Genomic DNA, 26,628 nt, shown 5'->3' on the forward strand with positions numbered 1-26,628 from the left:
GGCAAACTTAGCGCCGGTTATGCCAATGGTGTATCTGTGATGCTATAGACATAAGGCCGACGCCAATAGATCGACGGTGCTCGCAATAATTCAAACGAGTGTTAGCATTGCTAGCACTAAGCCATCATCCGTAGCCACGTGCTGCGCTAACCGAAATTGGGCCATGATCGAGCAAGAAGACCCCAGCCGCGACCGCCTCAAGCAACACTTCGCCCAGCGCGTGATCAATCAGGCGCGTCAGGTATTGGAAGTCTGGCAGCGCCTGCAGCGCAGTGAGTGGAACGAAGCCGGCATGGGTGAACTGCGCGAGGCCACGGAATTGCTGCAGCGCTACGCCGAGCGCTTCGATCAGGCCGAGCACAGCCAGCTGGCCCAGGAAATCGACAGCTGCCTGCAACTGGTGGCCGATAACCGCGGCCGTCTCAATAGCGAACTGATCAGCCAGCTCAACCAGCTGCTGCAGCGCCTGTCACGTACCGGCCTGCGTCACGGCGACCGTTTCGAGCAAACCGTGCTGCCACCGCTGCGCAAACCGGTTTACCTGGCACTGCAGCATCTGGAACGCGCCGAACAGCTGGTGCAGCGCCTCGAGTTCTTCGGCATGAACGCCATCGCCCTGGACAGCGCCAATGCATTTCGCAACGCCATGCGCGAGCGCCATCCGGCGGCGATCCTGATGGAAGTCGACTTCTCCGGCCCCGGTTGCGGCCTGCAACTGGCAAAAAGCGTGCAGGAAGGTCTGGAGCACCAGATTCCGCTGCTGTTCTTCAGCCCGGAAGACACCGACACCATGACTCGCCTGTCTGCGGTGCGCGCCGGTGGCCAGGAGTTCTTCACCGGCAGCCTGGACGCTTCGAACCTGTTCGAACGTATCGAAGTGCTGACCAACGTGTCGCAGTACGAACCCTACAAGGTGCTGATCATCGACGACTCGCGGGCCCAGGCCACGCACACCGAGCGCGTGCTCAACAGTGCCGGCATCGTCACCCGCACCCTGATCGAGCCGATCCAGGCCATGAGCCATCTGGCCGACTTTCAGCCGGACCTGATTATCCTCGACATGTACATGCCTGAGTGCAACGGCCCGGAGCTGGCCCAGGTGATCCGCCACAACGACCGCTATGTCAGCGTGCCGATCATCTACCTGTCCGCCGAAGACGACCTGGACAAGCAGCTCGACGCGATGAGCGAAGGCGGCGACGACTTCCTCACCAAACCGATCAAGCCACGCCACCTGATCGCCACCGTACGCAACCGCGCTGCCCGCGCGCGCAGCCTCAAGGCGCGGATGGTGCGTGACAGCCTGACCGGCCTGTACAACCACACCCATACCCTGCAATTGCTCGAAGATGCGCGTTTCCGTGCCGAACGCGACAGCCAGCCGCTGAGCTTTGCGATGATCGATATCGACTTCTTCAAGAAGGTCAACGACACCTACGGTCACCCCATGGGCGACCGGGTGATCAAGAGCCTGGCGCTGTTTCTCAAGCAGCGTCTGCGCAAGAGCGACCATATCGGCCGTTACGGCGGCGAAGAGTTCGCCGTGGTGATGCCCGACACCGACGCCGAATCGGCCCGCCGGGTCCTCGACGACATCCGCCAGCGCTTCGCGGAAATCCAGTATTCGGCGCAGCCGCATGACCTGTCCTGCACCTTCAGCTGCGGCATCGCCCAGCTGGCGCCGCAACTGGACGGCAAACTGCTCTCGCAGCAAGCCGACCAGGCCCTGTATGTGGCCAAACACGGCGGACGCAACCAGGTAGCGATCTATCAGGGCGACTGAGACTCGCCTCGATAGACCTGAGCCGCCACTAACCACCCGGCAGAAAACTGTGACGCAGTCGGCGCCGTCATATTACGGTCACGAAAAAGCAATAAATTCTGAGGCTTAGCAGCCGCCCTGACGCATCCGTCGGCGGCCGGAACCGTTCGTTGTCGGTCGAGCCCTATGCGCCTTAAATCCCTTACCAACCTCAACACCCTGCTGCTGGTCACCGTTTGCGTGGCCCTGGCCGTGACGCTCTGGTGGTCGCAGCGTGCCCTGGAGCGCCCTTATCTGCTGATGGCCCGCTACCTGAGCCTGTCTCAACAGTTCCAAGGCGAAGCCGCGCAGAACATCAGCGCCTACCTGGAAAGCGGCGACGCCCTGCGCCACAGCGCCGCCCTGCAATCGCTGGACAGCCTCGAACAGGCCATGACTGAACTGCCCACGCAATTGGCGGATAACCTGCGTCCCAGCCTCGCTGAACTCAAAGCCTTCAGTGCCAACGAGCTACTGGCCGCAGGCAAGCTCTCCGCCGATCCGCAAGGCCTGCTGTTACAAGCCGAACGGGAAATGGACGCAGCACTGGAGCAGCTCGCGCAATACGCCGACAGCGGCGAAGCCAATGCCGCCGCCGCTTACCGCAGCCCGCTGTTCAGCGCGGCACGCCACCTCACCCGCCTGGCCCATGCCCGCGACAAGCTGGTGCGCAGCGGCCGCAGCGAACTGGCCAGCGAAGTCGAGCGTGAACTGACAGCTCTGGGCAAGCAGGCGCAAACCCTCAGCGACCTACCGCTGCTCGGCGTGGCCGACGCCAGCCAGTCGTCCAGCGACTCATTTGCTGACATGCTGGGCTTGGACGCCAGCAACGAGAGCAGCGAGGCCGAAGACCGTGGCATCGCCCTCAAACGCGACCTGGCCAACCTGATCAGCCGCTACCCGGCCGAACTGCAACGCACCCGTAATCTGATCGAACAACGCAGCGCCCTGGCCAGCAGCACGCGCACGCAGATCGATCAGGTGCAGCAGGCGCTGGCCGCGCTGGAACCGCTGGTACGCGCCGAGCACGGGCGCATCCAGGGCGAAGTGCAGCTGATCCTCGGCCTGATGATCGGCCTGATTCTGTTGATCGCACTGATCATCGACACCATCCAGCGGCGCCTAACCCGCGTGCTTGAACGCCTGGTTCCGGCCCTCTCTGCCTGGGCCGCCGGCGACTTCGCCCATGACATCCATCTCAATTCACGCACACGCGAACTGCGCGACATCGAAGAATCACTCAACCGTCTACGCGCTTACCTGGTCGACCTGGTCGGCACCATTCGCCGCCACGCCGAACAGGTAGTCGGCTCCAGCCGCACACTGGCCGATCTCAGCGGCGGCCTGCACAGCGGCGCCGAACGCCAGGCCGGCGACACCGCGCAGATCCGCGATGCCCTCGGCGAGCTGCAGGCCACCATCCAGCAGGTTGCCGGCGATGCCAGCCAGGCCGCCAACGCCAGCCGCGACGCCAACCGCGCCTTGGAACAGGGCCAGCAGGTGATTGGCCACAGCCTCACCGGCCTGCACTCGCTGGTTGATGAGGTGCAGGGCAACGCCCAGGCCATCGAACGCCTGGCCGAGGAAACCGCGACCATCGGCAACGTGCTGACGGTAATTCGCGGCATCGCCGAGCAGACCAATCTGCTCGCCCTGAATGCCGCCATCGAAGCGGCGCGAGCTGGTGAGTTGGGCCGCGGCTTCGCCGTGGTGGCTGATGAAGTGCGCTCGCTGTCGCAGCGCACCAGCGGCGCCACCGCACAGATTCAGGAGCTGATCGGCCGCCTGCAACAGGCCGCACTGCAATCGGTACAAGCCATGCGCACCCAGGTCGAACACGCTGAAGCCACCGCCAGTCAGGCGGAAGCCGCCGATGGCGCACTGGATGAAATCGTCGTGGCAATCCGCACCATCGCCAGCATGGCCGAACGGATTGCCGACGCCACCGCGCAGCAGAGCGACGCGGTCAGCGAAATTCGCGGGCATAGCGAGCGCATCCATCAACTTGGCGGCGACAACCTGCAACGCATCGGCGAGGGCCGCAATCAGGGCGACCAGCTGCTGCAACTCGGTGGCCAACTGCATACTGCCGTGCAGGCGTTCAGGGTCTAACAGACGGTTAACGGCCGCTGGCGCGGCAATCTGTCGCGCGCCATCCAGCCTGCAGACAAGACCGCTTACAGCCTGGGTCGTGCCCTGAGCCACCCGCCTCCGCTATGATGCGGCGATTCCCGCATCACGAGCCTGCCATGCACCGTCTACTCAGCCTGCTTCTGCTTCTGGTCGTACTGCCGGCCAGCGCCGGCCTGTTCGATAAGCCGACCGCTCCTGCGCAATTTGGCGCGCCCCTGAACAACAGCGCGGATTTCCTGCCGGTACGCGAGGCGTTCAAGCTGAGCCTGATCAGCAGCTCCAGCGAGTCAGTGAAACTGCGCTTTGTCGCGGCCGAAGGTTATTATCTGTACCGGCACCGCTTCAGTTTCAGCAGCGAGCCAGCCGACATTCATCTGGGCCAGGCCGTGTTGCCGGCCGGCCAGGCCAAACATGACGAGTACTTCGGCGATGTCGAGGTGTACTACGAGGTTCTGGATGTCGAGGTGCCAGTCGACAACCCGGACAATCGCCCCTTCAACCTCAGCGTCCACTATCAGGGCTGCGCCGACAAAGGTCTGTGCTACCCACCGGAAACCGAAGTGCTGGCGATTGGCGGCGGCGCGCCGCCCAGCAGTGCCACGCCGGAAGCGGCAACGCCGTGGAGCTGGACCGACCTGGCGCTGTTCTTCCTCGGCGGCCTGGCGCTGACCTTCACCCCCTGCGTGCTGCCGATGCTGCCAATCCTCACCGGCGTGGTGCTGCGCGGCCAGCCGGGTGGTATGCACAGCCTGGTATTGTCGCTGGCCTACGTGCTGCCGATGGCCCTGAGCTTTGCCATCCTCGGCGCACTGATGGGCCTGTTCGGCGCCGAACTCAATCTGCAGGCGCGTCTGCAGTCGCCATGGGTGCTGGTGCCGTTTGCGATCTTCTTCGCCCTGTTCGGCGCGGCCAGCCTGGGCTTTCTTGAACTGCGCCTGCCGGCTGCCATCGACGGCCCGTTACAGCGCCTGAGCCAGAAACTGCAGGGCGGCACAGTTCTCAGCGCCGCAGCGCTCGGCGTGCTGTCCAGCGTCCTGGTCTCACCTTGCGTATCCGCGCCACTGGCCGGCGCGCTGCTGTACATCAGCGCCAGCGGTGATGCCCTCGGCGGCGGCCTCAAACTGCTGGCACTGGGTCTCGGCATGGGCGCGCCACTGGTGCTGTTCGCCGTCGGTGGCGGCGCTCTATTGCCGAAATCCGGGCCATGGATGCTTACCGTGCGCAACCTGTTCGGCGCATTGCTGATGGCGGTGGCCATCTGGCTGCTGGAGCGCGTCGTACCCGGCCCAGTCAGCCTGGCGTTGTGGGGCCTTCTGGCCGCAGGCATCGCACTGTGGCTCGGCGTGCTGGAACTGACGCCGAAAACCCATCACCAGAAACTCGCGCAACTGCTTGGCCTGCCCCTGCTGGTCTACGCGCTGGTGGCCTGGGTCGGTGCACTACAGGGTCAGGATGATCCGCTGCGCCCGCTCGGGCGATTGGTCAGCAGCGTAGAAGCGACGCAGCAGGTGCAATCCGGTCAATGGCAAACCATCACGACCCCCGCCGAACTCGATGCTGCCTTGCTTGGCGCAAAAAATAACGGCAAGCCGCTGCTGCTCGACTGGTACGCAGACTGGTGCATCAGCTGCAAGGTGATCGAACGCGAAGTGCTCAACGCACCGGAAGTCGGCCGCCAACTGGGCGAATACCAACTGGTGCGCTTCGACATCACCGAAAGCAACCCCGCCCAGCGCGCCCTGCTCGACCGCTACCAGCTGTTCGGCCCGCCAGCGATTCTGCTGTTCGACGCCAAGGGTGACGAATGGCTGGATCTGCGTGTCGTAGGTGAGGTGGATGCGGCGACCTTTGCTGCCCGCCTGAGCACGGCGCGGGAACGCTTTTAACGCCCCGAGTCATATATTTGCCGCAATCTGCGGTCATCGTGTCGACTATTGCTGAGAACTGGACAGCCCCGCGCTGTCGCGGCATAGTCCTGCGCAGTAGAAAAACAAGGATTAAGGATCATGGCGACCTTATTGGTATTGCACGGCCCCAACCTCAACCTGCTCGGCACCCGCGAGCCAGGGGTTTACGGCGCCGTCACCCTGGAGCAGATCAACCTCGACCTGGAGCGCCGCGCACGTGAGGCAGGCCACCATCTGCTCTATCTGCAAAGCAATGCCGAATACGAGTTGATTGACCGTATTCACGCCGCAAAAGGCGAAGGTGTCGACTTTATCCTGATCAATCCTGCCGCTTTTACTCACACCAGCGTCGCATTACGTGACGCATTGCTGGCAGTGAGCATCCCATTCATCGAAGTGCATTTGTCCAACGTGCACAAACGCGAAGCTTTCCGCCATCACTCCTACTTTTCAGATGTCGCGGTAGGGGTGATCTGCGGCCTTGGCGCCAGCGGTTATCGACTGGCCCTGGAGGCTGCACTCGAACAACTTGAACTTAAGCGCCCCTGACCTCACCGGGAGTTGAACCACTATGGATATTCGTAAAGTCAAAAAACTGATCGAGCTGCTGGAAGAATCCGGTATCGACGAGCTGGAGATTCGCGAAGGCGAAGAATCCGTGCGGATCAGCCGTCACAGCAAGCAGCCAGCCTTTATGCAACAGCCGATGTACGCTCAGGCCCCTGCGCCTGCAGCTGCTCCGGTTGCCGCAGCACCGGTCGCCACTGAAGCAGCAGCCCCGGCTGCCGCCAAGCTGAATGGCACCGTAGTGCGCTCGCCAATGGTCGGCACCTTCTACCGCGCGTCCGGCCCTACTTCGGCCAACTTCGTTGAAGTGGGTTCGAGCGTGAAGAAAGGCGACATTCTCTGCATCGTTGAAGCGATGAAGATGATGAACCACATCGAGGCCGAAACCAGCGGCGTGATCGAATCCATCCTGGGCGAGAACGGTCAGCCGGTGGAATACGACCAGCCTCTGTTCACCATCGTTTGATCCACGGAGAGCCAGCGATGTTGGAAAAAGTTCTGATCGCCAACCGCGGCGAGATCGCCCTGCGCGTCTTGCGCGCCTGTAAAGAGCTGGGCATCAAGACCGTTGCGGTGCACTCCACCGCCGACCGCGAGTTGATGCACCTGGGCCTGGCCGACGAGTCGGTGTGCATCGGCCCGGCCTCTGGCGCGCTGTCCTACCTGAATATTCCGGCGATCATCAGCGCCGCTGAAGTCACCGGTGCCACCGCTATTCACCCAGGCTACGGCTTCCTCGCGGAAAACGCCGATTTCGCCGAACAGGTGGAAAACTCCGGCTTCGCCTTTATCGGCCCGAAAGCTGAGACCATTCGTCTGATGGGCGACAAAGTCTCGGCCAAGGACGCCATGAAGCGCGCCGGCGTACCGGTGGTGCCTGGCTCCGACGGCCCACTACCGGAAGACGAAGAAACCGCTCTGCAGATTGCTCGCGAAGTCGGTTACCCGGTGATCATCAAAGCCGCTGGCGGTGGCGGTGGCCGCGGCATGCGCGTGGTGTACAAGGAAGAAGACCTGATCAAGTCGGCCAAACTGACCCGCAGCGAAGCCGGTTCGGTATTTGGCAACCCGATGGTCTATCTGGAAAAATTCCTTGGCAACCCACGCCACGTGGAAGTCCAGGTGCTGTCCGACGGCCAGGGCAACGCCATCCACCTGGGTGACCGCGACTGCTCGCTGCAGCGCCGCCACCAGAAGGTACTGGAAGAAGCGCCAGCACCGGGTATCGATGAAAAAGCCCGTGCCGAAGTGCTGCAACGCTGCGTCGATGCCTGCATCGAGATCGGCTATCGCGGCGCCGGCACCTTCGAGTTCCTCTACGAAGACGGCCGCTTCTACTTTATCGAGATGAACACCCGCGTGCAGGTTGAGCACCCGGTTTCGGAAATGGTCACCGGCATCGACATCGTCAAGGAGATGCTCAGCATCGCCGCTGGCAACAAGCTGTCGTTCAAGCAGAGTGACGTAGTGATTCGCGGCCACTCGCTGGAATGCCGGATCAACGCCGAAGACCCGGACAACTTCATGCCCTGCCCTGGCAAGGTCAAACACTTCCACGCGCCAGGCGGCAACGGCGTGCGGATGGACTCGCACCTTTACAGCGGCTACAGCGTGCCACCGCACTACGACTCACTGATCGGCAAGATCATCACTTACGGCGCCACCCGCGACGAGGCCATGGCCCGTATGCGCAACGCGCTGGATGAGATCGTGGTCGACGGCATCAAGACCAACGTGCCCCTGCACCGCGATCTGGTCCGCGACAAAGGCTTCTGCAAAGGCGGCGTAAATATCCATTACCTGGAGAAAAAACTGGGTATGGATAAGCACTAAGCTTCGGCGAAGCGCACAGACGAGGGCTGCCATTAGGCGGCCCTCGTCGTTTCCGGCCTACCGGCGGTGGCAGCCGTACCACCGCTTCAAGTAAGCTGCGCGCCAATTTGCGCCATCCCGCCACAACGCTCACGAGGTTTCCCATGCCCTGGTTACAAGTCCGTCTCGCCATCACCCCGGAGCAGGCGGAAACCTACGAAGATGCGTTGCTGGAAGTCGGCGCTGTGTCGGTGACCTTTATGGATGCCGAAGACCAGCCGATCTTTGAGCCGGACCTGGGCACCACGCCACTGTGGTCGCACACTCACCTGCTTGCCCTGTTTGAAGCCGATACCGACGCCAACGCGGTATTTGCCCACCTGCAGCTGCTAACCGACGCCGAATTGCCGGAGCACCAGGCTGAAGTGATCGCCGATCAGGACTGGGAGCGCAGCTGGATGGACGGCTTCCAGCCGATGCGCTTCGGTCAGCGCCTGTGGATTGTGCCGAGCTGGCACGCGGCGCCGGAGCCTGACGCAGTCAACCTGCTGCTCGATCCAGGCCTGGCCTTCGGCACCGGCACTCACCCGACCACCGCGCTGTGCCTGGAGTGGCTGGACGGCCAGCACCTGCAGGATTGCAGCGTGATCGACTTCGGTTGCGGCTCGGGCATCCTGGCGATTGCCGCCCTGCTGCTCGGCGCGCCGCAAGCAGTCGGCACCGATATCGATATCCAGGCCATCGAGGCCTCGCGCGACAATGCCCAGCGCAATGGCATTGACGACGCGCGCTTTCCGCTATACCTGCCTGAAGACATGCCGCAACAGCCTGCGGACGTCGTCGTGGCCAATATCCTTGCCGGGCCACTGGTGGCGCTGGCGCCGCAGATCACCAGCCTGGTCAAGCCGGGCGGACGCCTGGCGCTGTCGGGCATCCTTGCCGAACAGGCCGAAGAGGTGCGCACCGCGTATAACGACGCCTTTATCCTCGACCCGACTGCCGACAAAGACGGCTGGGTGCGTATCAGTGGCGTGCGCCGCTAACCGCCCCAGCGCGCACAGCTGCTGCATTGCCAAGCACTTGCGTTAGACTAGCCGCCTTGATTAGCCGGATCACCGCATGACCCAGAGCTTCGTCACCCAGTGCCCCCATTGCCGCACCAGCTTTCGCGTGAACCTTGCGCAGCTGGGTGCAGCCCATGGTGCCGTGCGCTGCGGAGCCTGCCTGCATGTGTTCAATGCCGCGCAACAGCTACGTGAACAGGGCCAGCAACTGCCGCCACCGGCAGCGTCTACTGCTGCGCCAACGCCGGCACCACAACCCAGCAAACCTCCCGCGCCACCAGCACCGCAGCCAGCAGCACCCAGCGCAACCTCTGCAATGCCCGCCGCGCCTGCCAGCAGCAAAACCGGCGATACGCTGTGGATTCACGACGACCTGGATCTCGACGGCCTTGATCTAGACGAAGAGCTGGCCAAGCTCGAAGCCCAAGAGCAGCAACTGTCCAAGCAGTTCCTGGCGATTGATAGCGCACCGAAATACAACGAAGGCTTTCTAACGCCCGAGCCGGCTGAGCACGACCCGCACGACGAGCGCTGGGCCGAAGCCCTGCTGCAGGACGAACTGAGCAAGCCAACTGCCAGCCTGAGCGCCAAACCTCAGCCACTGACGCCACCTGCACGCTCGATTCCGCCCGCCCCCGTAATACCAGAGCCCATCAACGCGCCTGATGACGAGCCACCGCTTGACCTCAACAGCCTTGATCGCCGCCACCCCGAGCCGGAAATCGAGCACATTGAACTGCATGCCGAGCGCGAGCCCTTTGGCGCGCTGGTAGACAACCCGCGCGCTGAAGAACCCGCCGTAGCGGCGCCGAAAAAAGCCGCGCGCAGCGAGCCCGAATTGCGTGACGAGCACCTGTTCGAGCTGGATGACGAGCCACTGCAACTGGACTGGCAACAGCCGAAGAAACCCTGGGGCCGCTGGATCGGCTGGGGCCTGCTGAATCTGCTGGGCGCTGCCGCACTGGCTGGCCAGTACGTGATGTATCACTTCAATGAACTGGCGCGTCAGGATCAATACCGCCCCTGGTTCGAACAACTCTGCCCGGCGGTCGGTTGCCAGCTGCCGTCCAAGGTCGACATCACCCAGGTCAAGAGCAGCAACCTGGTGGTGCGCAGCCACCCGGAATTCAGCGGCGCCCTGGTGGTTGACGCGATCCTCTACAACCGAGCGGCGTTCTCCCAGCCCTTCCCGCTACTGGAAATGCGCTTCGCCGACATCAATGGCCAACTGCTCGCCAGCCGCCGTTTCAAGCCCAGCGAATACCTTGCGGGCGAGCTGGCCGGCAACGCGGAAATGCCGCCGCAGACACCTATTCACATCTCCCTGGACATCCTCGACCCAGGCACCCAGGCGGTGAACTACAGTCTGAGCTTCCACTCCCCGGAATAGCCTGCACCCGGCGGATTGCTTGAAAATCCGCCGCAACCAAACCCTTCGCGATAAGCCCAGAGCTGTTCAGAATTTGTTCAAAACAGCCTTTCTCCGGTCATCCAGAGCGGGTATCATGCCCACCCTTTTTCGCACTCTCCTATTTGTTCAACAGCAGGTCTCTTGAGCAGGGAAGCCCTATGTCGACGCTACGCATCGGCCCCTACACATTGCCAAACTCGCTGATTCTCGCCCCGATGGCGGGGGTCACTGATCAGCCGTTTCGACAGCTGTGCAAGCGTATGGGTGCGGGTCTGGTGGTGTCGGAAATGGTCACCAGTGATGTGCGTCTGTGGAACACCCGCAAGTCGAGCCTGCGCATGATCCACAGCGGTGATCCCGAGCCACGCTCGGTGCAGATCGCCGGTGGTGATCCCGAGATGCTCGCCGAAGCGGCGCGGCGCAACGTGGAAATGGGCGCACAGATTATCGACATCAACATGGGCTGTCCGGCCAAGAAGGTCTGCAACAAGGCCGCCGGTTCCGCCCTATTGAAAGACGAAGTGTTAGTCCGCGAGATTCTTCAGGCCGTGGTCGCCGCCGTGGATGTGCCGGTGACCCTGAAGATCCGCACCGGCTGGGACCGTGAGAACAAGAACGGCATCAACGTGGCGAAAATCGCCGAAGACGCCGGCATTGTCGCACTGGCCGTGCATGGCCGTACCCGCGCCGATCTGTATATGGGCGAAGCCGAGTACGACACCATCGCCGCGATCAAACAGGCCGTGTCAATTCCGGTACTGGCCAACGGCGATATCGACTCGCCACAGAAGGCCAAGGCCGTACTGGCCGCCACTGGCGCTGACGGCCTGCTGATCGGCCGCGCAGCTCAGGGCCGGCCGTGGATATTCCGTGAGGTCGAGCATTACCTGCGTACCGGTGAACTGCTCCCGGCACCCAGCCTGCTCGAAGTGGAACGCATTCTGCTTGAACATCTGGCTGCACTGCACGCCTTCTACGGCGATGTAATGGGCGTACGTATTGCCCGCAAGCATGTCAGTTGGTATCTCGCAACCTTGCCGGGCGCCAGGGAGTTTCGCGCCCAATTCAATCGTCTGGACAGTACGGACGCGCAGTGCACCAACGTTCGCGAGTTTTTCAGCGAACGTCATAACAATGGAGAAGGGGTGGCCGCATGACGATGTTGACTGAGACCTTAGAGAGTGGAATGGCTCCCGTGAGTGACAACAGCAGTTTGAAGCAGCATCTCAATACGCCAAGCGAAGAGGGGCAAACCCTGCGCGGTAGCGTCGAGAAAGCCCTGCACAATTATTTCGCCCATCTTGAAGGCGCAGACGTCAGTGACGTTTACAACCTGGTGCTCACCGAAGTGGAAGCGCCACTGCTGGAAACCGTGATGAACTACGTCAAGGGCAACCAGACCAAGGCCTCCGAGCTGCTCGGCCTGAATCGCGGCACCCTGCGCAAGAAGCTCAAGCAGTACGACCTGCTGTAACCCTGAACTCCCGAAAAGGGCGGCCTACATGAGCCGCCTTTTTTGCTGATAGCTCTTTGATTGCCAAAACTTCCGCCTGATGGACTCTGAAATGACCGACCAGACCACCCGCCTCCCCGTTCGCCGTGCCTTGATCAGTGTTTCCGACAAAACCGGCATCCTCGAGTTTGCCCGCGAACTTGTCGCCCTGAATGTGGAAATCCTCTCCACTGGCGGCACTTACAAGCTGCTCAAGGACAACGGCATCGCTGCTGTGGAAGTCGCCGACTACACTGGCTTCCCGGAAATGATGGACGGTCGCGTCAAGACCCTGCACCCGAAGATCCACGGCGGCATCCTCGGCCGTCGCGCCATCGACGGCGCGGTAATGGACGAGCACGGCATTAAGCCGATCGACCTGGTCGCGGTCAACCTCTACCCCTTCGCTGCCACCGTGGCCAAGCCGGGCTGTGACCTGGCCGACGCCATCGAGAACATCGACATCGGCGGCCCAACCATGGTCCGCTCCGCCGCGAAGAACCACAAAGACGTGGCCATCGTGGTCAATGCTGGCGATTACGCGGGCATCGTTGAGTCGCTGAAAGCCGGCGGCCTGAGCTACGCCCAGCGCTTCGACCTGGCGCTGAAAGCCTTCGAGCACACCGCGGCCTACGACGGGATGATCGCCAACTACCTGGGCACCATCGACCAGAGCCGCGACACCCTGAGCACCGAAGAGCGCGGCGCTTTCCCGCGCACCTTCAACAGCCAGTTCATCAAGGCTCAGGAAATGCGCTACGGCGAGAACCCGCACCAGAGCGCGGCGTTCTACGTGGAAGCGCAGAAGGGTGAAGCCAGCGTGGCCACAGCCATCCAGCTGCAAGGCAAGGAACTGTCGTTCAACAACGTCGCAGACACCGACGCCGCGCTCGAATGTGTGAAGAGCTTCGTCAAGCCAGCCTGTGTAATCGTCAAGCACGCCAACCCGTGCGGCGTGGCCGTGGCGCTGGACAGCGAAGGCGGCATCCGCCAGGCCTATGAGCTGGCTTACGCCACCGACACCGAATCGGCGTTTGGCGGCATTATCGCCTTCAACCGCGAACTGGACGGGGCCACCGCCCAGGCCATCGTCGAGCGTCAGTTTGTCGAAGTGATCATCGCGCCGAAAATCAGCACCGAAGCCCGCGCCGTAGTCGCTGCCAAAGCCAACGTACGCCTGCTCGAGTGCGGTGAATGGCCGGCCGAGCGCAGCGCCGGCTGGGACTTCAAGCGCGTCAACGGTGGCCTGCTGGTACAGAGCCGCGACATCGGCATGATCAAGGCCGAAGACCTGAAGATCGTCACCCAGCGCGCACCGAGCGAACAGGAAATCCATGACCTGATCTTCGCCTGGAAAGTGGCCAAATTCGTCAAATCCAACGCCATCGTCTACGCGAAGGGCCGCCAGACCATCGGTGTCGGCGCCGGCCAGATGAGCCGCGTCAACTCAGCGCGTATCGCCGCCATCAAGGCCGAGCACGCCGGCCTGCAGGTTGCCGGTTCGGTGATGGCCAGCGACGCCTTCTTCCCGTTCCGCGACGGTTTGGATAACGCTGCTGCCAATGGCATTACTGCGGTGATCCAGCCGGGCGGTTCGATGCGCGACAACGAAGTAATTGCGGCTGCCGACGAAGCCGGGATTGCCATGGTGTTCACCGGCATGCGTCACTTTAGGCACTAAAATCGGCCGCACTCGGACAGGCATCTGCGGCGTTGTCCGGCCCTCCCCCATGCTCATTGCCAGAAGGCAACTCCGCTGGGTGAAGGGCCCGACGCCTTGCATCTACCAGCCCGAACGCAGCCTCGAAATTTGTAGAGTGGATAACGTTTTGCTTATCCACCAAACGGGCTCAACGCCCGCCTCCACTGGGAGAGCAACATGAACGTATTGATCATCGGCAGCGGCGGTCGTGAACACGCCCTGGCCTGGAAAGTGGCGCAGGACAAGCGCGTCGAGAAAGTCTTCGTCGCCCCGGGCAACGCCGGCACCGCCGTTGAGCCCAAGTGCCAGAACGTCGCCATCGACGTTCTGGCCATTGAGCAGCTGGCTGACTTCGCCGAAAAGAATGTGCAGCTGACTATCGTCGGCCCGGAAGCGCCGCTGGTTAAAGGCGTGGTTGATCTGTTCCGTTCGCGCAAGCTGGATATCTTCGGCCCCACCGCCGCCGCTGCGCAGCTGGAAGGTTCCAAGGCCTTTACCAAGGATTTCCTGGCACGCCAGAACATCCCAACAGCCGACTACCAGAACTTCACCGAAGTCGAGCCGGCCCTGGCCTACCTGCAAAAAGTCGGCGCGCCGATCGTGATCAAGGCCGATGGCCTGGCCGCCGGTAAAGGCGTGATCGTCGCCATGACCCTGACCGAAGCCGAAGACGCCGTACGCGACATGCTCGCTGGCAACGCTTTCGGTGACGCGGGTTCGCGCGTGGTCATTGAAGAATTTCTGGACGGTGAAGAGGCTTCGTTTATCGTCATGGTCGACGGCGAGAACGTGCTGCCGATGGCCACCAGCCAGGACCACAAGCGCGTCGGCGACGCCGATACCGGCCCTAACACCGGCGGCATGGGCGCTTACTCGCCAGCCCCGGTGGTCACTGCCGAGGTGCACCAGCGCGTAATGGACGAAGTGATCTACCCGACCGTGCGCGGTATGGCCAGCGAAGGCAACGTCTACACCGGTTTCCTCTACGCCGGGCTGATGATCGACAAGGCCGGCAAGCCCAAGGTCATTGAGTTCAACTGCCGCTTCGGAGACCCGGAAACCCAGCCGATCATGTGCCGCCTGGAGTCTTCCCTGGTGCTGCTGGTCGAAGCCGCACTGGCCAAGGCGCTGGACAAGGTCGAAGCCACCTGGGATCCACGTCCGACCGTGGGTGTGGTGATCGCCGCCGGTGGTTATCCGGCCGATTACGCCAAGGGCGATGTGATCGAAGGTCTGGATGCTGCCGCACAGCTGGAAGGCAAAGTCTTCCATGCCGGCACTGCGCTGAAGGACGGTCAGATCGTCACCGCAGGTGGCCGCGTACTCTGCGCCACCGCCATCGGTCGTACGGTTGAGGAAGCCCAGCAGCAGGCTTATCGCCTGGCGGAGAAAATTCGCTGGAACGGTAGTTTCTACCGCAACGATATCGGTTACCGCGCCATCGCCCGCGAACGCGGGGAAAAATGAAGGTAATTAACGACAAAGGTGGCCAATTGGCCACCTTTGTCATATTTCCCTCGCGAACAGCTTGGCTATAATCCGACCACTTATTTCTGAAGGGACTTCACTGTGCGCCGGCTGAGGATTGCCACCTACCTGCTACTCAGCACGCTGCTGATGGCGCTCACTGTAGCGTCGGCTCAGGCAGGGGCGCAGGCATCCTGGTCAAGCCTCACCGACCCGAGCGCCGCGCTGCAATTCAATGATGTACGCAGCCCCGAGCGCCAGGCGCAGTTCCGTTCCACCGACCTTACCCAGCTTTACACCCCTGGCGGCAACAGTGCGCTGTGGCTGCATCACCGCATGCCGGCCAACACTGATGCGCAGATGCTGCGGGTGTTCGCGCCCTATCTGGCCTATCTCGATTTGTATGTGCTGCAGGGCGACACGCTGGTCGAGCAGGCGCACACCGGTAGCAACCTGCCATTTTCCAGCCGCCCCCTGGCCAGCCGCGACTTCCTTTTGCCGCTGCCAAGTGCTGAGCAGCCACTGGATATCTACCTGCGCCTGGCCTCGGAACATGCGCTGCGCCCCAGCATTACCCTGCAAAGTGCGCAGGCGATGGTCGCCGATGACAACCGCCCACTGATGTTCGGCTTGCTGCTCGGCTGCCTCGGCATGCTGGTGGCCTACAACCTCGTGCGTTTTGCCTACACCCGCGCCGTGAGCGGCCTGTGGCTGGCAGCCACCCAGGTCTGCCAGCTGGTCGCGGTGGTCAGCCTGCTGGGGATCAGCACGCCCTGGCTCAGCGAATGGCAAAGCCTGCAGCCGCAAATCGCCAATCTGTCGATGCTGCTGGCCGCACTCTGCGCCCTGTGCTTTACCGCCAGTTTTTTCCACAAGGTCTGCCCGAGCACGCCGCTGAACAACCTGCTCACCGGCGAAGTGGTGGTGATCAGCCTGGTCTGCGTGGCCCTGCTGGTGGCAACCAATCTGCAGTTCAATCAACTGGTCTACCTGCTCAATGCCATCGCCGGCCTGAGCATCCTCATGGTTGCATTGACGCACTGGCGGCATGGCTACCAGCCTGCACGGCTGTTCAGCCTGGCGGTGCTGCTGTTCTGCGCCGCCTTTATCTGCGCCCTGCCAATCCTCTTCGGCTACTGGGCGGTGCAGAGTGAGTGGATGGCCTACGGCCTGCTCGCAGTCACCGCCATCAGCGGTTTTATCCTCAGCATGGCCTTGAGCGAGCGACAGCGACGCATCATGCAGGACCAGTTCAGCACCAGCCGCGCCCTCGCCGCCAGCTCCGCCGAATTGAAAGCCAAGGCGGAATTTCTCGCCAAAATCAGCCACGAAATCCGCACGCCGATGAATGGTGTGCTGGGCATGACCGAACTGCTGCTCGGCACGCCACTGTCCGCCAAGCAACGCGACTACGTACAGACCATCCACAGCTCGGGCAACGAGCTGCTCACCCTGATCAACGAAATCCTCGACATCTCCAAACTCGAATCCGGGCAGATCGAGCTGGATGACGTGCAGTTCGACCTCAACGCCCTGATCGAAGACTGCCTGGATATCTTCCGCGCCAAGGCCGAGCAGCAGAAGGTCGAGCTGATCAGCTTTATGCAGCCGCAAGTGCCACGAGTAATCAGCGGCGACCCCACCCGCCTGCGCCAGACCCTGCTGAGCCTGCTGGACAATGCCTTCAAACAGACCGACGAAGGTGAAATCCTTCTGGTGGTCGCACTCGACACCAATACCGAACAACCGCGCCTGCGCATCGCCGTACAGGACAGCGGCAAGCCGCTGGATGCCAGCGAACGCGATGCACTGCTGAATGCCGAACTGCACAGCAAGGACTTCCTTGCCGCGACCAAACTCGGCGGCCGCCTCGGCCTGATCATCGCGCGCCAGCTGGTACGCCTGATGGAAGGCGAGTTCGGTATCCAGAGCGGCGGCAGCCAGGGCTCGACCTTGTGGCTGACCCTGCCACTGGACGCCACGCGCCTGGAGCAACCTACCGCCGACCTCGACACCTCACTTCAGGGCGCGCGCCTGCTGGTGGTGGACGACAACGACACCTGCCGCAAGGTGCTGGTGCAGCAGTGCAGCGCCTGGGGCATGCAGGTCAGCGCCGTGCCGTCAGGCAAGGAAGCCATGGCCCTGCTGCGCACCAAGGCGCATCTGCGTGAATACTTCGATGCGGTGCTGCTCGATCAGGACATGCCCGGCATGACCGGCATGCAGCTGGCTGCACGGATCAAGGAAGATGCCAACCTCAATCACGACATTCTGGTGATCATGCTCACCGGCATCAGCAATGCGCCGAGCAAGATCATCGCGCGCAACGCCGGGATCAAACGCATCCTGGCCAAGCCGGTGGCCGGCTACACCCTGAAGACCACCCTGGCCGATGAACTGGCGCAGCGCGGCAAGGGCGACTCACCAATGTTCAACCCGCTGCCACAGAGCGCGCCACTGAACGTGCCCAATGATTTCCGCATCCTGGTGGCCGAGGACAACACCATCTCCACCAAGGTGATCCGCGGCATGCTCGGCAAACTCAACCTGCAGCCCGACACCGCCAGCAATGGCGAAGAAGCCCTCAGCGCGATGAAAGCCCAGCAGTACGACCTGGTGCTGATGGATTGTGAAATGCCGGTACTCGACGGCTTCTCCGCCACCGAGCAGCTGCGCGCCTGGGAAGCCGCCGAACAGCGCGCACGCACCCCAGTGGTGGCGCTTACCGCGCATATCCTCAATGAACATAAAGAACGCGCCCGTCAGGTCGGCATGGATGGGCATATGTCCAAGCCGGTGGAAATGTCGCAACTACGCGAGCTGATCGAACACTGGGTCGCCGAACGGGAAATCCGCCGCCAACGCGACGCCCTGCCTTCCTGAGCAGGGTTGATTGCCCGGCAACCGCTACACGCTTACCCTGCCACCCTTCTTTATCGAGACGAGTCCTTTCCATGGCGTCCGCGCTGTTCAGCCTGTATTTGAAACTGCTGGTGCTCTATAGCCCGTTCTTCGTGCTGTCGTGTTTTATCGGCCTGAGCCGTGGCTACACCGTCAAGGAGCGCAAGCGCCTGGCCTGGAAGGTCGCCGCCGGCGTGCTGATCGCCAGCGTGCTGCTGTACCTGTTCGGTAAACACATCTTCACCCTGTTCGGCATCACCATCGACGCCTTCCGCATCGGCGCCGGCAGCGTGCTGTTTATCTCGGCACTCGGCATGGCCCAGGGCAAGTCGGCGGTGCAGAGCGACAACGTGCAGCAGGACGTGACCATCGTGCCGCTGACCATCCCGCTCACCGTCGGCCCCGGCACCATCGGTGCGCTGCTGCTGATGGGTGCCAGCCAGCCGGACTGGGGCGACAAGGCCGTGGCCGTGCTGGGCATCGCCCTGGCCAGTCTCACGGTGGGCGTGGTGCTGTATATGTCCAACCAGTTCGAGCGCCTGCTCGGCGATCAGGGCCTGCAGATCGTCAGCCGCCTGATGGGCCTGTTCGTCTGTGCCCTGGCTGCGCAGATCATCTTTACCGGGGTAAAGAACTACCTCGCCCTCTGACCCCGCGCGGATGCACTTCGGGCTGCACCACAAGCTGGCAATCGGCCCCGCTGCAGTGCACAAACCGTTCTGTGCCGCCCGCCAAAAAGCCGCAGTGCGCGGCTAACTCATTGAAATATATTATTTTTTAAAACCTGGCACTGGGTTTGCTCTGACCATTCCATCTCTTGGATACAAGATGGAATATCAGCGTATGTCCAACGCCCCAATTGCCCTCACCCTCGCCGACTGGCAACAGACCTACCGCGACGGCCACTCGCCCACCGAGCTGCTGCATAGCCTGCGCCTCGAACTGAGCACCGAGGACAATGCCTGGATCACCCTGGCCAGCGAAGCGCAACTCAATGCCCAGCTCGATGAATTGTCAGCGCTACTCGACGCCACCAACGGCGAGCCAAGCAAGCTGCCGCTGTACGGCGTGCCCTTCGCCATCAAGGACAATATTGACGCTGCCGGCTGGCCAACCACCGCTGCCTGCCCGGAGTTCGCCTACACCGCTGCAGCCGACGCCACGGTGGTGGCCAAGCTGCGCGCCGCCGGGGCCATCCTGATCGGCAAAACCAACCTCGACCAATTCGCCACCGGCCTGGTCGGCACCCGTTCGCCGTATGGCGCGGTGCGCAACAGCTTTAATCCAGACTACGTCAGCGGCGGCTCCAGTTCCGGCTCAGCCAGCGTGGTGGCGCGCGGCTTGGTGCCGTTCTCGCTGGGCACCGACACCGCCGGCTCCGGCCGTGTTCCTGCGGGCTTCAACAACATCGTCGGGCTCAAGCCGAGCAAGGGCTGGCTGTCCAATAGCGGCCTGGTGCCGGCCTGCAAAACGCTTGATTGCATTTCCGTATTTGCCCTGACCGTCAGCGATGCCCTGAGCGTGGCGCAGATTGCCGGTGGCTATGACGCAACCGATCCGTACAGCCGTAAGAACCCCAATAGCGCCAAGGTCGGCATGCCGACCAAGCCGCGCCTGGCAGTGCCAAGCAACCCCGAGTTCTTTGGCGATACGCAGAACCAGGCGGTGTTTGAGCAGGCCCTGGGCACACTGCACGAACTGGGCGCGGATCTGCTGGAAATCGATTTCACGCCCTTCCAGCAACTGGCCGAGCAGCTGTATTACGGCAGCTGGGTCGCCGAACGCACTGTGGCGCTCGAAGGCGTCGACCCGGCACATATCAACCCGGTGGTGCGCGGTATCGTCGAAAACGGCCATAAATACAGCGCCTGCGATGCCTACAAGGCCGAATACACTCGCGCCGCACTGAGCCGGACGATCAATGACATCCTGGCCGGCTTCGATGCCCTGGTCGTACCAACCTCGCCGACCCTTCGCAGCCTCGCTGAGATGGACGCAGAACCGGTGCTGTTCAACAGCCAGTTCGGCACCTACACCAACTTCACCAACCTCGCCGACCTGTCGGCCCTAGCCGTACCCGCCGGATTTCGTGCCGACGGTCTGCCCGCTGGTATCACTCTGATCGCTCCAGCCTGGCACGACCAGGCACTCGCCGCCTTTGGCCAGCGCTGGCAGCAAGCGCTCAAGCTGCCGCTGGGCGCCACGGGTAAAGCATTGCCCGAGCAGGCGCCAAGCAGCACGCCAGCCCCCGGCAGCGTGCGCGTCGCCGTGGTCGGCGCACACCTGACCGGTATGCCGCTGAACTTCCAACTCACCAGCCGCGACGCCGTGCTGGTCGAGCAAACCAATAGCTCCGCCACCTATCGCCTGTATGCCCTGCCCGGCACTGTGCCGCCGAAACCGGGGCTGGCGCGGGTGGCAGCCGATGGTGCGGCAATCATTGTCGAGCTGTGGGATATCCCCCAGGCCCGCTTCGGCGAATTCGTCGCAGAGATTCCCGCGCCGCTGGGTATCGGCAATCTGCAGCTGGCCGATGGTCGCTGGGTCAAAGGCTTTATCTGCGAACCCTATGCGCTAGATGGCGCGCGCGATATCACCAGCTTCGGTGGCTGGCGCGCGTTTATCGCCAGCCAGCAGCAGGGCTGACGCCATGCAACTGAGCGGCGCCGCCAGCAGCAAGGAACGCCCGGACAACCTCGCCGAGCGCATCTACCTGCAGCTCAAGGACGACATCTTCGAGTTCCGCCTGCTGCCCGGTGATCGCTTCTCCGAAGGCGAGATCGCCGAGCGCGTGGCCGCCAGCCGCACCCCGGTGCGCCAGGCGCTGTACCGCCTGCAGCGCGAGGGCTACCTGCAGGTGTATTTCCGCAGTGGCTGGCAGGTGATGCCGTTCGACTTCGCGCATTTCGAGGAGCTGTATGAAGTGCGCATCGTCCTCGAACTGGAAGCCGTGCGGCGGCTGTGCGAACGCCCCCAAGTCGAGCACAGCGACGCACTGGCGCAACTGCAACGCACCTGGCTGGTGCAACCCGAGCAGCGTTTACAGGAGGGCCGCGTAGTCTCGCGCCTGGATGAGCGGTTTCACTGCCAGTTGCTGGAAGCCGCCGGCAACCGCGAGATGGCCCGCCTGCACGCCGAGGTGAGCGAGAAAATCCGCATTATCAGGCGCTTGGACTTCACCCAGAGCCCGCGCGTGGCGGCCACTTATGACGAACATGGCGAAATTCTCGCGGCAATTTTGTCGCGGCGATGCGAAGAGGCACAGCTATTGCTCAAGACCCATATAGAGGTCAGCAAGGCCGAAGTGCGCAAGATCACCCTGCACATGCTGCACAGCGCGCGTCAGCGCACCATGCCGGCACCAGAGGTGAAGACCTGAAGTGAAGACCCAGGGCCCTGCCCTGTTTCAACTGCCAGACAAACAACTAAAAACCAGCAGCTCAAACACTTAAGTTCGTGAATGGAGATCGCACCATGCAACGTCGCAATCTGATCAAGGCCTTTACCCTCACCGCGTCCATCGCCGCCATGGGCATGACCTGGACCGTGCAAGCCGCCGAGACCATCAAGGTCGGCATCCTGCACTCGCTGTCCGGCACCATGGCCATTTCGGAAACCTCGCTGAAAGACATGGCGTTGATGACCATCGACGAGATCAACGCCAAGGGTGGCGTGAATGGCAAACAACTGGAAGCCGTGGTGGTCGATCCGGCCTCGAACTGGCCGCTGTTCGCCGAGAAGGGCCGCCAACTGCTGACCCAGGACAAGGTCGACGTGGTGTTCGGCTGCTGGACCAGCGTGTCGCGCAAATCCGTGCTGCCAGTATTTGAAGAACTCAACGGACTGCTGTTCTACCCCGTGCAATACGAAGGCGAAGAGATGTCGCCGAACGTCTTCTACACCGGCGCCGCGCCAAACCAGCAGGCTATTCCAGCGGTCGAGTACCTGATGAGCGAAGATGGCGGCGCGGCCAAGCGCTACTTCCTGCTCGGCACCGACTACGTCTACCCGCGCACCACCAACAAGATCCTGCGCGCCTTCCTGATCAGCAAGGGCGTGGCCGAGAAAGACATCGAAGAGGTCTACACCCCGTTCGGTCACAGCGACTATCAAACCATCGTCGCCAACATCAAGAAGTTCTCCGCCGGCGGCAAGACTGCGGTGATCTCCACCGTCAACGGCGACTCTAACGTGCCGTTCTACAAGGAACTGGCCAACCAGGGCCTGGAAGCCACCGACGTACCGGTGGTGGCCTTCTCCGTGGGTGAAGAAGAACTGCGTGGCATCGACACCAAGCCACTGGTCGGTCACCTGGCTGCGTGGAACTACTTCCAGTCGGTAGAGAACCCGGTCAACAGCGAATTCGTCGCCAAGTGGAAGGCCTACGCCAAAGCCAAGAACCTCCCAGGCGCCGACAAGGCCGTGACCAACGACCCGATGGAAGCCACCTACGTCGGCATCCACATGTGGGCCCAGGCCGTGGAAAAAGCCGGCACCACTGACGTCGACAAAGTGCGCACCGCCCTTTACGGCCAGACCTTCGCCGCGCCGAGCGGCTACACCCTGACCATGGACAAGACCAACCACCACCTGCACAAGCCAGTGATGATCGGTGAAATCCAGGAAGACGGGCAGTTCTCCGTGGTCTGGGAAACCAGCAGCCCGGTCCGCGCCCAGCCATGGAGCCCGTTCATCGAAGGCAACGACAAGAAGCCGGATTACGCGGTCAAGTCGAACTAAGCACCTGCCAGTAAGCCCGGATGACATCCGGGAACGCCCTGCCCGGATCGCCTCCGGGCCAAGGCTGACCAGTCGCCGCGCCCACGCGGCGGCCGGTACTCCCAAAGGACTGCCCTATGCCCACTGCCGTTACCCGAATTCTGCTGAGCCTGCTGTTGCTGCTGCCCCTGGCCGCGCACGCCGGTGACGCCCAGGACTTCGTCGCCGCCAACCCGGCCAAGCAGGCCAGCCTGCTCGAACGCTGGTCCGCCGCGCCAGATGCCGCGCGCCTGCCGCTGCTCGAAGCCCTGCAACAAGGCCGCGTCGCTGCCGACAGCAGCAAAACCGCCTTTATCGAAGTAAGTGGCGCTTATCAGCCCGCCGAAGGCGAAGCTGTACCCACTGAAACACCGCGCAAGCTGCGCCTAAATAACCGCCTGCGCGGCCTGATCGCCACTGCGGTGGCCAGCCACCAGCTGCTGGTTGATGACCCGGTGCTGCGCCTGGCCGCCGCCCAACAACTGCAGAAGAGCGCCAAGCCGGCGCAGCTGCAACTGCTTAACGCCCAGGTTGCCAGCGAAACCGATGATGCCGTGCGTGATGCCCTGACCCTGGCCCTGGCCAACCTGCAACTGGTCGATAGCGACCTGGCCGTGCGCCTGGCTGCTGTGCGCCTGCTTGGTGAAACCGGCGACCCGCTGGCTCGCACCCGCCTGGAAACCCTGCTCGACCCGGCCGTGGAAAGTGACCCGACGGTACGCACCGCTGCCGAAACCAGCCTGGCCCAGGTCAAACGCAAGCTGCTGATCGGTGAGCTGCTTGGCCAGGCTTTTAGCGGCCTGTCGCTCGGTTCGATCCTACTGCTGGCAGCACTCGGCCTGGCCATCACCTTCGGCTTGCTCGGCGTGATCAATATGGCCCACGGCGAGATGCTGATGCTCGGCGCCTACTCCACCTATATGGTGCAGGTGCTGTTTCAGCGTTTCGCCCCGGAAGCCCTGGCGCTCTACCCACTGGTGGCGCTGCCGGTGGCGTTCTTCGTCACCGCCGCTATCGGCATGGCGCTGGAACGCACGGTGATTCGCCACCTCTACGGTCGCCCGCTGGAAACCCTGCTCGCGACCTGGGGCATCAGCCTGATTCTGATTCAGCTGGTACGCGTGCTGTTCGGCGCGCAGAACGTCGAAGTGGCCAACCCCTACTGGCTGTCCGGCGGCATTCAGGTGCTGCCGAACCTGGTGCTGCCGTACAACCGCATCGTAATCATCGGCTTCGCCCTGTTCGTGGTGGTGCTGACCTGGCTGCTGCTGAACAAGACCCGCCTGGGCCTTAACGTGCGGGCCGTGACGCAGAACCGCAATATGGCGGCCTGCTGCGGCGTGCCCACCGGCCGGGTGGACATGCTGGCGTTCGGTTTGGGCTCCGGTATCGCCGGCCTCGGCGGTGTGGCCTTGAGCCAGATCGGCAACGTCGGCCCGGACCTGGGCCAGAGCTACATCATCGACTCGTTCCTGGTGGTGGTACTCGGCGGCGTCGGCCAGCTCGCCGGTAGCGTGATGGCGGCCTTCGGGCTGGGCATCGCCAACAAGATTCTCGAACCGCAGATCGGTGCCGTACTTGGCAAGATCCTAATCCTCGCGCTGATCATTCTGTTTATTCAGAAACGCCCGCAAGGTCTGTTTGCTTTGAAAGGACGGGTGATCGACTGATGACTATGCCCATGAATCAAACGTTGCTGGCGCGCGCCAGTGCCAAACTCGGCCCGCAAGCCTCCATGGCCATCGGCCTGCTGGTACTCGCCGTGCTGCTGGCCATGCCGTTGCTGCACCTGCTGCCGGCGGACAACGCCCTGCATGTCTCGGCCTACAGCCTGACCCTGGTCGGCAAAATCCTCTGCTACTGCATCGTCGCCCTGGCGCTCGATCTGGTCTGGGGTTACGCCGGCCTGCTGTCGCTCGGCCACGGCCTGTTCTTCGCCCTCGGCGGTTACGCCATGGGCATGTACCTGATGCGTGAAGCCGCCGGCGATGGCCTGCCGGCCTTTATGAGCTTCCTCGCCTGGACCGAGTTGCCCTGGTACTGGTACGGCACCAGCAACTTCCTCTGGGCCCTGTGCCTGGTGGTGTTGGCGCCGGGTTTGCTGGCCTTGGTGTTCGGCTTCTTCGCCTTCCGCTCGCGGATCAAAGGCGTGTACTTCTCGATCATGACCCAGGCGCTGACCTTTGCGGGCATGCTGCTGTTCTTTCGCAACGAAACCGGCTTTGGCGGCAACAACGGCTTTACCAACTTCCGCACCATCCTCGGCTTCGACATCACCTCGGCTCACACCCGCGCAGTGCTGTTCCTCGCCACCGTTGTTCTACTCGTGGCCAGCCTGTACCTGGGCTGGCGGCTTGCGCGCAGCAAGTTCGGCCGGGTGCTGACGGCGCTGCGTGATGCGGAAAACCGCCTGATGTTCTGCGGTTATGACCCGCGCGGCTACAAACTGTTTATCTGGGTGCTCAGCGCCGTGCTCTGCGGCCTGGCCGGCGCGTTGTATGTACCGCAGGTGGGCATCATCAACCCCAGCGAAATGTCGCCGACCAACTCCATCGAAGCGGCCGTCTGGGTCGCCCTCGGTGGGCGCGGCACGCTGATCGGTCCGCTGCTCGGTGCCGGCTTGGTCAACGGCATGAAGAGCTGGTTCACCGTGGCCTTCCCCGAGTACTGGCTGTTCGCCCTGGGCTTTCTGTTTATCGTCGTGACGCTGTTCCTGCCTAAAGGCGTGATCGGCTTGTTACGCAAGAAAGGAGAGCAATGATGCGCGCCACTCCGGTACCCGAATTTATGCTCGAACCTGCCTTTGACCCCGCCGGCAGCGGCCGCGATGCGATTGGCGCCAGCACCCTGGCGAGCAAGGGCCTTAACGTCCGTCACGGCACCATCCTGACCCTGGAAGACATCAATGTCAGCTTCGATGGTTTTAAGGCGCTGACCAACCTGACGCTGTACATCGGCGTCGGCGAACTGCGCTGCATCATCGGCCCCAACGGCGCCGGCAAGACCACCATGATGGACGTGATCACCGGCAAGACTCGCCCGGACAACGGCGTCGCTTACTTCGGCGAAACCCTCGACCTGACCCAGATGAGTGAAGTGGAAATCGCCCAGTCCGGCATCGGCCGCAAGTTCCAGAAGCCGACGGTGTTCGAGGCGCTGAGCGTGTTCGAGAACCTGGAGCTGGCGCAGAAAACTAACAAGTCGGTGTGGGCCAGCCTGCGCGCCAAATTGACTGGCGAGCAGAAAGACCGCATCGACGAGGTGCTGCAGACCATCAAGCTCGACACCTCGCGCAATCGCCCGGCCGGCCTGCTGTCGCACGGACAGAAGCAGTTTCTGGAGATCGGCATGCTGCTGGTACAGGACCCGCAATTGCTACTGCTGGATGAACCGGTGGCGGGCATGACCGACGCCGAAACCGAGTTCACCGCCGAGCTGTTCAAGTCGCTCGCGCGCAAGCACTCGCTGATGGTGGTGGAGCACGATATGGGGTTTGTCGGCAGCATTGCCGACCACGTCACCGTGCTGCACCAGGGCAGCGTACTGGCCGAAGGCTCGCTGGAGCAGGTGCAGGCTGATGAACGGGTGATTGAGGTTTATCTGGGCCGCTAAC

General features: G+C 62.6%; 19 protein-coding genes and 1 pseudogene. All 20 read left to right on the forward strand.

The annotated features are described in order from the left end of the window. The first annotated feature begins 163 nt into the window (after positions 1-163). The 20 genes and pseudogenes from RHP75_RS17985 to urtD all read left to right on the forward strand — a co-directional run bounded on the left by RHP75_RS17985 (position 164) and on the right by urtD (position 26,627). Positions 164-1,783 (forward strand): PleD family two-component system response regulator, encoded by a 1,620-nt coding sequence (locus tag RHP75_RS17985; protein ID WP_311089389.1) that lies wholly within the window; start codon positions 164-166, stop codon positions 1,781-1,783. Positions 1,784-3,397: 1,614 nt separating this feature from the next. Continuing rightward, positions 3,398-3,913 (forward strand): annotated as a pseudogene (locus RHP75_RS21370) (methyl-accepting chemotaxis protein); the annotation flags it as partial. Positions 3,914-4,050: 137 nt separating this feature from the next. Then, positions 4,051-5,820, forward strand: coding sequence for a protein-disulfide reductase DsbD (locus RHP75_RS17995; protein WP_311089391.1), 1,770 nt, complete (start codon positions 4,051-4,053; stop codon positions 5,818-5,820). 120 nt (positions 5,821-5,940) lie between these two features. Then, a complete protein-coding gene (gene aroQ, locus RHP75_RS18000) occupies positions 5,941-6,390 on the forward strand; it encodes a type II 3-dehydroquinate dehydratase (protein ID WP_160085619.1) in 450 nt (149 codons plus the stop codon). Positions 6,391-6,412: 22 nt separating this feature from the next. Further along, complete coding sequence (gene accB, locus RHP75_RS18005; RefSeq protein WP_311089392.1) at positions 6,413-6,874, forward strand: acetyl-CoA carboxylase biotin carboxyl carrier protein; 462 nt, start codon at positions 6,413-6,415, stop codon at positions 6,872-6,874. A gap of 17 nt (positions 6,875-6,891) precedes the next feature. Beyond that, positions 6,892-8,241, forward strand: coding sequence for an acetyl-CoA carboxylase biotin carboxylase subunit (gene accC, locus RHP75_RS18010; protein WP_311089393.1), 1,350 nt, complete (start codon positions 6,892-6,894; stop codon positions 8,239-8,241). Positions 8,242-8,384: 143 nt separating this feature from the next. Then, positions 8,385-9,263, forward strand: a complete 879-nt coding sequence (gene prmA, locus RHP75_RS18015; protein ID WP_311089394.1) for a 50S ribosomal protein L11 methyltransferase — start codon at positions 8,385-8,387, stop codon at positions 9,261-9,263. A gap of 76 nt (positions 9,264-9,339) precedes the next feature. After that, entirely contained in the window at positions 9,340-10,674 is a 1,335-nt protein-coding gene (locus tag RHP75_RS18020; RefSeq protein WP_311089395.1) for a DUF3426 domain-containing protein, read from the forward strand. Between the two features lie 179 nt (positions 10,675-10,853). Further along, a complete protein-coding gene (dusB, locus tag RHP75_RS18025; protein WP_311089396.1) occupies positions 10,854-11,852 on the forward strand; it encodes a tRNA dihydrouridine synthase DusB in 999 nt (332 codons plus the stop codon). Then, positions 11,849-12,169, forward strand: a complete 321-nt coding sequence (gene fis, locus RHP75_RS18030) for a DNA-binding transcriptional regulator Fis (RefSeq protein ID WP_160013071.1) — start codon at positions 11,849-11,851, stop codon at positions 12,167-12,169. Before dusB ends, fis begins: the two co-directional genes overlap by 4 nt. 91 nt (positions 12,170-12,260) lie before the next feature. Further along, positions 12,261-13,868 carry a bifunctional phosphoribosylaminoimidazolecarboxamide formyltransferase/IMP cyclohydrolase gene (purH, locus tag RHP75_RS18035; protein ID WP_311089397.1) on the forward strand — a complete coding sequence of 536 codons (1,608 nt, stop codon included), beginning with the start codon at positions 12,261-12,263 and terminating at the stop codon, positions 13,866-13,868. 198 nt (positions 13,869-14,066) lie between these two features. Continuing rightward, complete coding sequence (gene purD / locus RHP75_RS18040; RefSeq protein ID WP_311089398.1) at positions 14,067-15,356, forward strand: phosphoribosylamine--glycine ligase; 1,290 nt, start codon at positions 14,067-14,069, stop codon at positions 15,354-15,356. 102 nt (positions 15,357-15,458) lie between these two features. Beyond that, the gene (locus RHP75_RS18045) at positions 15,459-18,239 is read left to right on the forward strand and encodes a response regulator (protein WP_311089399.1); all 2,781 of its coding nucleotides are present in this window, start codon (positions 15,459-15,461) and stop codon (positions 18,237-18,239) included. A gap of 71 nt (positions 18,240-18,310) precedes the next feature. After that, on the forward strand, positions 18,311-18,907 hold the full coding sequence (locus RHP75_RS18050) for a MarC family protein (protein WP_311089400.1): 597 nt from the start codon (positions 18,311-18,313) through the stop codon (positions 18,905-18,907). Positions 18,908-19,100: 193 nt separating this feature from the next. After that, positions 19,101-20,903, forward strand: coding sequence for an allophanate hydrolase (gene atzF, locus RHP75_RS18055; protein ID WP_311089401.1), 1,803 nt, complete (start codon positions 19,101-19,103; stop codon positions 20,901-20,903). Between the two features lie 4 nt (positions 20,904-20,907). Next, positions 20,908-21,636 (forward strand): GntR family transcriptional regulator, encoded by a 729-nt coding sequence (locus tag RHP75_RS18060; RefSeq protein ID WP_311089402.1) that lies wholly within the window; start codon positions 20,908-20,910, stop codon positions 21,634-21,636. A 95-nt stretch (positions 21,637-21,731) separates the two neighbouring features. Beyond that, positions 21,732-22,997: an urea ABC transporter substrate-binding protein gene (gene urtA / locus RHP75_RS18065; protein WP_160013064.1), complete on the forward strand. Its 1,266-nt coding sequence runs from the start codon at positions 21,732-21,734 to the stop codon at positions 22,995-22,997. Between the two features lie 116 nt (positions 22,998-23,113). Continuing rightward, a complete protein-coding gene (gene urtB, locus RHP75_RS18070) occupies positions 23,114-24,685 on the forward strand; it encodes an urea ABC transporter permease subunit UrtB (protein WP_311089403.1) in 1,572 nt (523 codons plus the stop codon). Continuing rightward, positions 24,685-25,776: an urea ABC transporter permease subunit UrtC gene (gene urtC, locus RHP75_RS18075; RefSeq protein ID WP_289238870.1), complete on the forward strand. Its 1,092-nt coding sequence runs from the start codon at positions 24,685-24,687 to the stop codon at positions 25,774-25,776. Before urtB ends, urtC begins: the two co-directional genes overlap by 1 nt. Beyond that, positions 25,776-26,627: an urea ABC transporter ATP-binding protein UrtD gene (urtD, locus tag RHP75_RS18080; protein WP_311089404.1), complete on the forward strand. Its 852-nt coding sequence runs from the start codon at positions 25,776-25,778 to the stop codon at positions 26,625-26,627. The genes urtC and urtD overlap by 1 nt, the downstream gene beginning before the upstream one ends. The last annotated feature ends 1 nt before the right edge of the window (position 26,628 follow it).

The sequence above is a fragment of the Pseudomonas sp. SG20056 genome, assembly GCF_031764535.1.
GTDB lineage: Bacteria > Pseudomonadota > Gammaproteobacteria > Pseudomonadales > Pseudomonadaceae > Aquipseudomonas.